The 12264-nt window shown below is 44.1% G+C and carries 6 protein-coding genes; 3 read left to right on the top strand and 3 right to left on the bottom strand.

The window, feature by feature from the left end:
* Positions 1–260 precede the first annotated feature (260 nt).
* Positions 261–1223 carry a DUF1350 family protein gene (locus JGK14_RS28210; protein WP_293239801.1) on the top strand — a complete coding sequence of 321 codons (963 nt, stop codon included), beginning with the start codon at positions 261–263 and terminating at the stop codon, positions 1221–1223.
* A 49-nt stretch (positions 1224–1272) separates the two neighbouring features.
* Here the strand turns inward: JGK14_RS28210 and JGK14_RS28205 are convergent, their stop codons facing one another.
* Together JGK14_RS28205 and JGK14_RS28200 are read right to left on the bottom strand one after the other, a co-directional pair.
* Complete coding sequence (locus JGK14_RS28205) at positions 1273–2544, bottom strand: hybrid sensor histidine kinase/response regulator (RefSeq protein WP_293193323.1); 1272 nt, start codon at positions 2542–2544, stop codon at positions 1273–1275.
* An 18-nt stretch (positions 2545–2562) separates the two neighbouring features.
* The gene (locus JGK14_RS28200; RefSeq protein WP_293327385.1) at positions 2563–5280 is read right to left on the bottom strand and encodes an ATP-binding protein; all 2718 of its coding nucleotides are present in this window, start codon (positions 5278–5280) and stop codon (positions 2563–2565) included.
* A 199-nt stretch (positions 5281–5479) separates the two neighbouring features.
* On the opposite strand from JGK14_RS28200, the gene JGK14_RS28195 reads away from it, so the two are divergent.
* Positions 5480–5674 (top strand): hypothetical protein, encoded by a 195-nt coding sequence (locus JGK14_RS28195; RefSeq protein ID WP_325315745.1) that lies wholly within the window; start codon positions 5480–5482, stop codon positions 5672–5674.
* Here JGK14_RS28195 and JGK14_RS28190 read toward each other — a convergent pair.
* Positions 5657–11890, bottom strand: coding sequence for a PAS domain S-box protein (locus JGK14_RS28190; RefSeq protein ID WP_325315744.1), 6234 nt, complete (start codon positions 11888–11890; stop codon positions 5657–5659). The two genes, JGK14_RS28195 and JGK14_RS28190, sit on opposite strands and share 18 nt — an antisense overlap.
* A gap of 261 nt (positions 11891–12151) precedes the next feature.
* Here JGK14_RS28190 and JGK14_RS34125 point away from each other — a divergent pair.
* The coding region (locus JGK14_RS34125; protein ID WP_442921488.1) for an IS4/Tn5 family transposase DNA-binding protein at positions 12152–12264 on the top strand (113 nt) is incomplete at its 3' end.

The following is a 12264-nucleotide window of genomic DNA, read 5'->3' as shown; positions in this document are numbered from 1 at the left end:
ACGGTAAGCTCGCAGACACGCCAACAACTCAGATCGCAGTCATACCTCACCTATCTGAGAAAGGCTATAGCCTTTCTCAAAAAGATGAGGTATGAATGACAGCTTATATAAGCACTAAACCTATAGGGCTCGCATCCCAACAACGTACCTTACCTATCTGAGAAAGGCTATATGTAGGGTGCGCTCCCGCCGCGCACCTTGCCGCTAGTTTGTAGTGAGGACTTCAGTCCTCACTACAAACGTTAAAAATCTAAAATGGTATGAGGATTATTCGGATGCAACCAGTATTTAAGTTTCAGCCAATTTCTTTTAGTTGGGTAGCGGTTCACCCCCAGCCAAAAGGTGTCATTCAATTTATAGGTGGCACTTTTTTTGGCACTTTTCCTACTGTATTTTATCGAGATTTCTTAAAAAAGTTGTTTGCAGATGGCTATACAATTGTTGCTTTGCCGTTTAGGTTTAGTTTTCGCCACTGGCCGATCGCAGTTAGTTTATTGCAAGAACAGGAGATACTTAGGAAAGAACTAACGGAAGTTGCGAAAAAATTGGGTTGGGAGTCGGATATTTATCAAGAGCGATCGAGCTATTTTTGGGTGGGTCACAGTTTGGGATGCAAGTACATCGCTCTTTTAGAGTTTTTAAGCGATGCCAATTGGCAAAATATTGCGAATCAATGTTATGGCCAAGATGAAAACCGACAGATTCAAAAGTTAATCTACAATAGCAGTATCGAGACACCTTCAATTAAAGGTCAACCCTCTTTATTAATTGCTCCCGATATCAGCAACACCGAGAGTGCAATTCCGATTCGAGCCCTCGCAGTGCTGTTAGACAAACTAGGTTTGGGAGTGCGGCCGACAAGAGCAGAAACTCAGTGTTTTATTGCTAGCAGTTCTTTGTTTAATTTAACTGCACTGATTTCGTTCGATCGAGATGACATAGCAGGCTCAGTTAGGGATATTGACAAAAGTTTGGAAGTACAAAAAAACAGCGATGTGCTGTGGTTGGTTGAACAGTTGAAAGCTAGAGATTTACCAGTTTTAACTCGGGAAATAGAAGGCACTCATTTATCCCCTATCGCTATCGAAACTGGCAATTATATTGTTGGGTTAAATCATTTTAATGCCTTCATCAAGCCGATTAAATACCGATTGCTTGAAGCTGAATGCGTTAAATTTTTAAGCGCTTTGAAGCTCAAGTCCGCACCCAAGGTCGATCGATAATATCACATCCGATTGCGCGATCGAGCGACTGGGCACAATGTAATATTTTTTATACCGGAAGTTCGATCGCAAATTCTGTCCCTTCACCCAGCACAGAATGGCAGATTAACTTGCCGCTGTGGGTTTCTTCTACGATAGACTTAGCGATCGCCAATCCCAATCCCGTCCCCTTGCCAACCTCTTTCGTAGTAAACAGATGGTCGAAAATCCGCGATTTTACTGAGTTTGGCATACCAGAGCCGTTATCTTTGATACTAATTTCTACGGTAGAAAGGTCGATCGACATTTGAGTAGAAATAATAATTCGCTCAGGATCGGCTTCTAATTCCGCATAGGTTCGCCCAACGCACGCTGCATCCAAAGCATCGATCGCATTGGCGAGAATATTCATAAACACCTGATTTAATTGTCCGGGAAAACAATTAATTTCTGGCACATCGCCGTAGTTAGCAATCACTTCAATGGCTGGACGCAGATTATTTGCCTTGAGGCGATGGCGCAAGATCAGCACTGTGCTGTCAATACCTTCAGCCAGGTTAAATTTCTGCTTTTTATCGCTGTCGGCGCGGGAAAAAGTGCGGAGGCTTTGACTAATAGATACGATGCGATCGCCCCCATCCTTCATGGATTTAACCAGTTTGGGCAAATCTTCCCGCAGATATTCTAGATCGATCGTGTCTAGAGATGCCTCAATTGTCGGGCCGGGTTCGGGGAACCGTTGGCGATATAGATCGATCAAATCAAATAGATCGTTAATGCTATCTTCCACAGCACTGACATTACCTACGACACAAGCAATGGGATTGTTAATTTCATGAGCAACACCCGCCACCAGTTGTCCCAGAGTGGAGAGTTTTTCTTGCTGCACCAATTGCAATTGGACTTTCTCCAACTCATCGGTACGTTGTGCCACTCGTTGTTCTAAGGTGTCGGCTAGTTGCTTTAGACGCCAGTGAACTTTCACCCTTGCTAATACTTCCTGAGGTTCAAAAGGTTTGGTAATGTAGTCCACCGCCCCCAAGGATAAGCCTTGGATTTTATTCTCCGTATCTGCCAAAGCCGTCATAAAAATTATGGGGATACCTTGAGTAGCGGGGTCTGATTGGAGGCGGCGACAGGCTTCAAAACCGTCCATTTTGGGCATTTGCACGTCGAGTAAAATTAGGTCTGGGTGAGCATAGGCCACCATAGCTAGGGCTTCTTCGCCATCCACTGCCATGCGAATTTTGTAGTTGGCGGATTTCAAGGTTTTGGAGAGGATAGACAAGTTGGTTGGATTGTCATCCACAATCAAAATAAAGGAATTGCTTGAGTCAATCATAGTTTCTAATACTACATATTAAGCGAGATACTGCTGAATAAATGCCCGTAGTTGTTTGATCTCGCACGCCTCAGTCATCTGGATAAGTTCTCGGACAAAAGCGGCATTATCCCCATCGGAAATTTGCTGGGCGACTTCCATCACTTCCTCTAAATCGCCCATTTTGGCTAGTTGAGCAAGTTGGGTCAAAATGGCGTCAGATGGCGGCTTAATTTCTTGAGCTACATCCAACTCCCAAAGTTGCTCGTCTTTGGGATCCTGATAAATCCACTCTAACTTTAAATACTTTTGCACTTGTTCTAGCAATATTTCAGCTTGGATGGGTTTGGGTAAGAAATTATTGCCCCCCGCTTTAATGCTATTGAGGCGATCGATCTCAAAGACACTGGCTGAAGAAACCAGCACAATGTGATGTTGTAGTTCTGGATGCGATCGCAATGAGTGCAAAAACTCAAACCCGTCCATGACTGGCATGGATAGATCGGTAATAATCAAATCCGGTGCAGTCTGTAAAACTTGCTGGAGTCCTTCTTGTCCGTCGCTAGCTTCAATAATTTTAAAACCAATTGGTTCCAAAAGATTCAGCAATACCGAACGATTTTCCCAGCGGTCATCGATCAATAAAATTTTGCGTCGTTTCCCAGCATAGCCTAGGATAGTTCTCTGAGAAACAACTCTCGAATCCGCAGCCCAATCCTTCTCTTCGGGCAATTCTACTTCAAAGGAGAAGGTGCTACCTTCCCCGGAAATACTTTCGACTTTAATTTCACTACCCATCAAGGAGACAATTTTATGGCTAATTGCTAGTCCTAATCCAGTACCTTCGGATTGTTTTTTGATATCACCTACCTGTTCAAATGGCTGGAATATCTGCTCTAGTTGTTGCGGGGTAATTCCGACTCCGGTATCTTTTACTGAGAAACGGAGAGTGCAAAAATCCGGTCGATCCGTTGTTTCAACTCTCTCAACTAAGAAGGTCACGCTGCCTTGATTCGTGAATTTAATGGCATTACTCAACAGATTAATTAGTACCTGACGCAAACGCTTTTCATCCGCCAGGACTCCCATAGGTAAGTTATCATCTGGGAGAAAGTCGAAGGTAATTCCTTTTTGTTGCGCTCGAATACTGTTGATTTCTACAACGCTTTGGAGAAAGGAAGGAAAGTAGAAGGAGGCGGGATAGATTTCTAGTTTACCGGCTTCGATTTTAGAGAGATCGAGGATATCGTTAATCAGGGTGAGAAGGTGCGAGCCGCATTGGTAGATGATGTTAACGCCGTTACTTCCTTTCGAGGTGAGGGGTTCGCTGCGTTGCAGAATCTGAGCGTAGCCGAGGATGCCGTTAAGGGGTGTGCGGAGTTCGTGGCTCATATTGGCGAGAAATTCGCTTTTGGCGGCGTTGGCGTTGTCGGCTAATTCCTTTGCTTGTTGAAGTTCTAGGGTACGTTCGGCAACGCGAGCTTCGAGGACTGTGAAGGATGTTTTGAGTTGCGCTGCCATTTGGTTGAACGATCGCGCTAACCCTGCTAATTCTTTGATATCGTTAATTTCGACTGTGCGATCGAGTTCACCCGTGGCAATGGCTTCACTGGCTTGTTGCAATTTCAGAATCGGATCGGCAATCCATTGGGAAGTATATATACCGAGAACGGTTGCCAAAACCAACGCACCCAAACAGAGGATAATTGTGGTGCGAGTGTTGGCATTGATTTGTGCCATGAAAGTTGATTCAGGGACTACAATGACGCCGATCCAATCGATACCTCGTTTGTCGTTAATAGTTGAAATTTGAATAAACTGACGTTGGTTTCCCAGCATAAAATCAAGCTGCTGACTTTCGGCAATGTTGTTAAAAGTGCCAAGTCGTTCGAGGATTGCTTGGGCTGTTTGACGCATTACATAATTTTCAGACTTGACGGCAGGAATTTGTTGTAATTCATTTTTTTTGCGATCTATAATATAAGGCTCTTCGATCGTGGAACTTGCAATCAGGTTGCCCGATCGATCGATGATAAACGTTTGTCCTGTTTGATTCACCTGTAGATTGTTGAGAAAGCTATGAATCTTGCTAATCCGAAAAATATTGTTTTGAACTCCTAATAAATTTCCATCGCTGTTGTAGATCGGCTGGGTTAGAGCAATTGTCGCCTTCTTCGTCGTCTGGCCCAAGTAGGGCTGAGATGTCCAGATTGGTTTTCCGGCTTTCAGTGCAGCTAAATACCAGGATCGAGTCCGAGCGTCAAACATTGGTTGAGTTTCTATCAACCTAGTCCGTTGACCTCGATCGCCCAGACTGTAGATTTGACGCTGAGGCAGATTCGCTTTGTCACCAACCCGAGAAACGATGCCATCCTTTAATGTATCCTCTAAGGTAATACTTGTGCCATCAGTTAAAGCAATTTGCATGAATTCGACAGTATCTTGGCTGACCAACCGCCAAAAAGTCCGTTCTAGTTTGGTGACATCTGTTAAATCTAACCGCCCCTCTTGACCCGCGGCCACGATCGTTTGCCCTACAATATAAGGCTTGTCTAGATAAGCCAGGACTTGCAGGTTGAGGCGATCGCTAATCTCTTGACGCAACTGACTGGAAACATCATTTACTGCTTGCTGTCCGTTACGCAGCGACAGATAACCAGTCAGTCCGACTGCGGCAAAGATTTGCAAGACAAACGGAACTACGAGTACAAGTCGTAAAGGTAGAGTTTTAGCGGAATTCGCGTTAGATTTCATCATAGGTAAGTCGATTTTAGATTTATTGCCGCATTGAATCTGCGAGGTTTGGTGCATCTGGCGCAAGGCGAATATATCCGTAGGGGCGAAGCATGACCGCAATCAATATGAGATTATAACTAATAACTTATATGCGGTCATGCTTCGCCCTCTTCCTTGCGCCAGATGCACCCGGGAGGTTGAGCTTTGGTCTCCAGGTTTTATGTTCACAGGCGATCGTACCCTGACCTTTGCCACCAATGGTTCGATCGCTATTCCCTATTTTAAGCTGCGATCGCAAGCCATTTTATTAACTTTTAAAATTAAAATCAGACTATTCATTACTCCAATCCTCGGACTTCTAGGTAGAGGTCGCTCTCAAACTGTCAACTGTCAACTGTCAACTGTCAACTGTTGAAATATGGCCTTTAATTGGGAGCGAGATTACAAACTCAGTACCTTCACTTAGAGTTGATGCCACCTCGATAGTCCCCCCGTGTTTTTCTTCTACGATCTGTCGGGCGATCGCCAATCCTAACCCAGTGCCTTTTCCCACACGTTTCGTGGTAAATAAATGATCGAAAATGTGGGATTTTACTTCTGACGACATTCCTTTTCCGTTATCCGCGATCCTCACTTTTACACCTTCACTTTCCAGGTTCGTCCGAATCTCGATCCGATTGGGATGAGCTTTAATCTCAGCAAAACTGCGTCCTGAATTAGATTCATCTAGCGCATCGATCGCATTCGCCAAAATATTCATAAATACCTGATTGAGTTGTCCGGGGAAACAGGTAATTCCCGGAATTTTGCCATATTCGGTGACAACTTCAATGGCGGGACGATGTTCGTTGGCTTTGAGACGATGGCGCAGAATTAGGACTGTGCTATCGATGCCTTCGTGGAGGTTGAATAACTGCTTAGTGTCGCTATCGTTACGGGAGAAAGTGCGGAGACTTTTGCTAATCGATGTAATGCGATCGGCCCCATCTTTCATCGCCTTGATTAATTTTGGTAAATCTTCCCGTAAATATTCCAGATCGATCGCTTCTAATTCGTCTTCAATTTCCGTATCGGGTGTAGGAAACTTTTTCTGATAGAGATCGATAAGTCCAAATAAGTCGTTAAGAGCATCCTGTACCGCACCGACATTACCGACAATGCAGCCCACGGGATTATTAATTTCGTGGGCAACACCGGCAACTAAATTACCCAAGGCTGACATCTTTTCACTTTGAACCATATGTAATTGAGCTTGCTGCAATTCTTGTAAAGCCTGTTCTAAGGCGTGGGTTTTTTGTTGAATAATGGTTTCTGCATTTTTGCGATCGCTAATATCTCGCACAATACCTTGGAGTCCTATAGCATGACCTTCAGTATCTTTGATGGGAGTCATGTTTAGTGTTACCCACAGATAGCTGCCGTCTTGGCATAGGTGACGAAATTCTATATCTTGCTGGTTCGTGCCTTGCTCAAGCGCAACTTTAGCCGGTGCCAGCGCCATTTCTAAGTCATCGGGATGAATTAAATATGTTAAGGATTTTCCAACCCAATCAGACGGGGGGAATCCAAACATCGTCTCAAATTGGGGAGAAAGGTAGGTAAAGATGCCATCTGCCTGGGCAGACCAAATCATGTCATTTGCCCCTTCCACCAATCTTCGGAATTTAGCCTCACTCTCAGCCAGGGCAGCTTCAGCGTGTTTGCGATCGCTAATATCTCGGAAAATTACTAGCGCATGACGCTTGCCGTTGTAGTCACAGGAAGTTGCTTTAATCTCAATGTCAAAAATTGTGCCATCTTTGCGGATACATCGCCCACGATGATTAAAAATCTGCCCGCCTCGGACAGTCTCAATAAATTTGGCAAATATGGAAAGTTCTTCAGCTATCACAAAATCTGGCGGAGATAAAGCCAGAAACTCTGCCTCAGAATAGCCAAATATTTTACATACAGTTGGGTTGATCGCAATTGTGATACCTGTCTCTAGATCGACAATTGAGAGTCCATCTGTGACTGATTCAAAAATGCTGCGATACTGTTTTTCTTGTTGAGCTAATTTATCGGATTTCTCTTTTTCTCGCTGATATAGCTTGGCATTTTCGATGGAAATAGCGGCTTGAGTGCAGAGAAAGTTAAGAGTCAGGATGCGATCGCGCGTAAACGCACCACTGGTTCTTTTATTCTTCAAATATACAATGCCACGTAATTGACTTTGATGCAAAACAGGCAGACACAAAATGCTCTTGGGCTGTCGCTGGAGTAAATACTCGTCAATCACTGGCAAATCAGTCTTGAGATTGTCGATGACAACCACTTCCTGCGTGTTTTTGACATACTGAATCAGTTTTATCGGCAGAGCCTCATGCCCCTCCAGGGGAGCAGCGCTAATATCGATTTCATCGAGAGTTGCGATGACTTGGACATACCATTCCCCAGCTTCATTGGGAACTATCATCACGAAGCGTTCAGCCCCAGAGTTTTGTAAAATGATTTGGCTGAGTTGATGCAGGAGCTGCTCCAGTTGAATGGTTTCAGAGAGGCTTTGAAAGGCTTTGAGGAGCGTGGCAAAATCCAGAGCGGTGTTAATGCTCGTGCTTGAAGACTGGGTAGGATTGGTAGAGGTGTTAATAGAGGAATGAGGCGCAAGAGCAGTAATTGTTGTCAGTGTTTCCAAGATAGTTAGAGATTCGGTACCTGCATAGAGAATGGGGCGCAGTAAATTGGGATAACGATTTTCTAAGTCATCGGTTTTGGCTTTGGCTCCCCAACGGGCATAGCAGTAGTAAGCTTCTTGCATATAGCCGGAGGCGACTTTTTCTTTGCCCCAATCTAGATAGAATTTGGCTGCAAGTTCGTTGGCGAGGGCTTCTTCTTGAATGTATTTGTTGGCTTTAGCTCCAGAAATGGCAAGATCGTATAGATCGATCGCTTCTATTCTTTCACCCAGCACTCGCCGATGCTCCGCCGCCACCAGATCGTATTTATGTTGGAAGTTCATCGGAGCTTGGCTAGCCCTTTGTTCAAGCTGTGTGAGTTTGCTCTGAATGCGATCGCCCAATGCAGATTTTTCTGGCTGCGTGCTGGGTTCAAGAGCCAAATCTGCTAGCACTGCATAAAATTCGGTGACAATAACAACAAGCTGAGTCCGCGTAATCGGATCGCAGCGATCTAGTAGGGAAGCAATGCGTTGAGCGGTGTGATAATCACCAAAAAGATAGCTATAAACGAGCTGATTGTGAATGTAATAAATAAAGACAGGAATTCCCGGATTCATCTGTTCCCAATCGCTCGGGAAACTGGGTGCAGGAATTTTCCCTTCTAAGCTCAAGATACCCTGGTGATTAGCTTGATGGATGGCGAAACCAATGCCAGCTTCTCCGATTTGCCCCATCCACTGGCTATACTTTTCCATTTCAACATGGACTGTTGCTAAATTGTTTCCAGCTAAATAAGCTAGATTGCAGTAGTTAAAAGCACTATAAGTGGCGTGTTCATAATCACCAGTTTCTATAGCCAGGGTGTAAGTTTGTTGCAATTTTTCTACAATCTGATGTGCTGAAAAATGCCAATGTTGAGTAAAAAGATTGACTAAGAATGTGGTCATGGCCGCCAGTTCGCGGGCTTCGTATCGATCGATAAGTTGGAGTGCTAATTGTCCAAATTCATAGGCAGCGGTTTTATCTCCTAACATTCCACCCACTAACATCGCGTAGTTTGCATAACCATGAGTATGAGGAGCAGCATGACCATTGTCTAATCCAAGTTTGGTTTGTGCTAATACTAGCAGGGGGAACAACATCGGATCGCCTAAAAAGGCGGCGGGAGAAATTCTCAGTAATAGATAGCTGGCTGCCAGTTTGTAGGGATCGTCAATCGCTGGAGATTCTAATAAGTCCTCGATCGAGCGATCGGCAAGTTTAGCTTGTACTTCCTGCAAGCCCATGATGATATCCTGGGGCTGGGGCTGGGACGGAAAGGTGATGCCTAATGTCTCTAAGAGCGATCGCCCGAGAGCAATTGCTTCGGAAAAGCGACTTTGAAGTTTCAAGCCCTGTAGGCGAATGTCCTGCATCGGTAGGGCTGTTAAGAAATCAGGGCTGTGTTGGAGTGCAGTGTCAATGCACCGATCCATCAACTCGAATTGACTGCACAGACAGGCGGCTTGGGCAAGGCCTTGATGCAGCTTGCGAGTCAAGGTATCCTGTCGATCCCAGCAGTCGGGTGGCAACAATTCGATGCCGGTGCGACAATAATCTACGGCAGCTTCGTAAGCAGTAGAGGCGATCGCTTTGTCACCTGCTTCTAGATTCAGTTGAGCCAACAGTAATTGTTCCGATAATTGGTTAATTAATGCTCTTCCCAAATTCAGTTGATTCACTAACAAAAATACTTGCTTTGCCCTGTTTGCAGATAAACTTTTAGCTAACAGTAATCTGCCAATTTTGAGGTGAATTTGGGATTTTTGATACTCAGGAATGAGAGAATAGGCAGCTTGTTGGATGCGATCGTGGAGAAATCTGTAGAGTGCAATCTGTGAATTTTCGACTAAATCCTGGGTTTCTCGTTGGATATAAAACTTGTAAACTTCACTTTGAGGTAGAATCAAGCCTTCTTGCAAAGCTTGCCACAATGTTGTTGACGTTTCCGTCTCAGATTGCTCAAATGCGATCGCCAGCGTCTTCAAATCGAATTCGTTGCCAATACAAGCAGCCAGTTTCAACACCGCTTGTGTTTCCAGTGGCAGTTTCTGCAACTGCAACGCCATAAACTCCACCACATCATCCGTGAGTGCCGCCTCCCGCACCCGGACAATATCGCATTCCCAATGTCCGACTTGGCTGTCAAACTTAATCAACTCATCCTGATGGAGTGCCTTGAGAAACTGAGTGGCAAAAAATGGATTTCCTTGGGTTTTTTGTGCAATCAATGCCGTCAACGGTTGCGCTAACGCCGTATCACAGTTGAGCGTATCTGCAACTAATTGATTCAAACTAGATTGGCTTAATGGCTTTAGGGCGATCGTACTCACGATTGCCTCAGTTTTGCTCACTGCATCCAAGGTCAGCATTAACGGATGGGCTCCGGAAACTTCATTGTCCCGGTATGCTCCAATCAGCAGCAAATAGCCTGTTTCCGATGCCATTAACAGTTGCATCAAATTCAGTGAAGCGGAATCTGCCCACTGCAAATCATCCAAAAAGATAACTAAGGGATGTTCTGGTTTTGTGAAGACTTGAAGAAACTTTTCAAACAATGAATTGAATCGATTTTGGGCGGCTGTTCCCGACAGTTTAGTGGCAACAGATTGTGTGCCGATAATTCGTTCCAGTTCAGGAATTACTTCAACAATTACCTGCCCATTTTCGCCAACCGCTTCTAGAATCTGTGTTTTCCAGGTTTGTAGTTGGGTGTCCGACTCGGAAAGCAGTTGCCCCATCAGATCGCGGAAGGCTTGCACAAAGGCAGAAAAGGGAATATTGCGATTAAACTGGTCAAATTTCCCTTTAATAAAATAACCCCGTTGCCGGACAATGGGTTTGTGAACTTCATTCACAACAGCCGTTTTGCCAATGCCAGAAAATCCAGAAACCAGGATCAATTCACCCCCCCTTTGTCTACCGTTGCTAAGGGTGGATGACAGGGGAGTCGCTACTCGATCGAATGCTGCTAATAGTTTTTGAACTTCGATTTCCCTGCCGTAGAGTTTTTCAGGAATCAGGAAGCGATCGCAAATATCCCGTTGTCCCAATTCAAAATGCTCAATTTTACCAGTTGCTTGGAGTTGAGCAAAACAAGTTTCTAGATCGTGTTTTAATCCTAATGCACTTTGATAGCGTTCTTCTGCATTTTTCGCCATCAACTTCATGACAATATTAGCAATTGCCTGCGGAATATCTACACTTTTAATTGTTGATTGTGGATTTGTTTCTTGTCGAAGAGATGGCGGTTGTTTGGCAATATGATAGTGAACTAACTCCATCGGATCTTGGGATTGAAACGGCAAATTTCCTGTCAGCAGTTCGTAAAAAGTAACTCCGAGGGAATAAAAGTCGGTTCGGTAGTCAACGCCTCGGTTCATTCGTCCTGTTTGTTCGGGAGAAATATAGGCGATGGTTCCTTCTAAAACGTTGGGATTATAATAAATTTCTTGCGTTTCTCGTGGCAGTAAAGAAGCGATGGAGAAGTCGATTAGTTTGATTTGCTTGGTTTGCGGATTAATCAGAATATTAGCTGGTTTAATATCTTTGTGAATGATGCAGTGGTTCCCAAGTATATCTAATGTATTGCTTAGGGCGATCGCTATTTGGAAAAACTCAACGAGAGATTTTACTGTTTTGCCTTTTCCAGTCCACTCTTTTAGAGAAATTCCCCCGAAGTCTTCGACAATCAGCGCATAGCCGTTGCGGTAGGGTTCCAAGCTGTAGGTTTGGATGATTCCGGGCAAGTTGAGGTTTTTGGCGATCGTGTACTGATTGCGAAATTGGACGAGTTCGCTGAAGCTGGGATACTCGCTATGCAAGACTTTGATGGCAACGGGCTGTTTGTCGTCTGTGCGGAAACCTCGATAAACTACGGTGCGAGTGCCTGAGTAAATGCGATCGATAATTTGATAGCCAGTTAGTTCTATCATAACGATAGTTATTTTTTTATTATTTTTGATCTAACTATTATAATCTAGTAATTATCCAATAATGCCAGTAAAAATACTTAAGAAAATAACAAAAACGATACCCAGTAATACCAATTTAATGTGAAGTTGCACATATCTCGATCCCCCTAAATCCCCCTTAATAAGCTATGCTTTATAAACATCTTTCTTAACAATAAATTTGACAAAAATCAACATCTGTGCTGTTAAACGATCGGGCGATCGCCCAGGAATGAGATTAAAATGATCGATCAATGGGTAAGGGAAGAATTAGAAAAGACTCAATTGGGAGATGCAAGAAGAACAAATAGATTCATGAAAATTGTTTCTAACTTGAGTGATAAACCAACATCCAG

This window comes from Microcoleus sp. PH2017_28_MFU_U_A (assembly GCF_020738035.1).
Classification (GTDB): domain Bacteria; phylum Cyanobacteriota; class Cyanobacteriia; order Cyanobacteriales; family Microcoleaceae; genus Microcoleus.
The sequence above is the reverse complement of the archived record's forward strand: the minus strand, read 5'-3'. Positions and strand labels throughout refer to the sequence as shown.

Coding starts and splice junctions, on each gene's coding strand:
- JGK14_RS28210 (WP_293239801.1), top strand. CDS start 261: ATGAGGATTATTCGGATGCAACCAGTATTTAAGTTTCAGCCAATTTCT.
- JGK14_RS28205 (WP_293193323.1), bottom strand. CDS start 2,544: ATGATTGACTCAAGCAATTCCTTTATTTTGATTGTGGATGACAATCCA.
- JGK14_RS28200 (WP_293327385.1), bottom strand. CDS start 5,280: ATGATGAAATCTAACGCGAATTCCGCTAAAACTCTACCTTTACGACTT.
- JGK14_RS28195 (WP_325315745.1), top strand. CDS start 5,480: ATGTTCACAGGCGATCGTACCCTGACCTTTGCCACCAATGGTTCGATC.
- JGK14_RS28190 (WP_325315744.1), bottom strand. CDS start 11,890: ATGATAGAACTAACTGGCTATCAAATTATCGATCGCATTTACTCAGGC.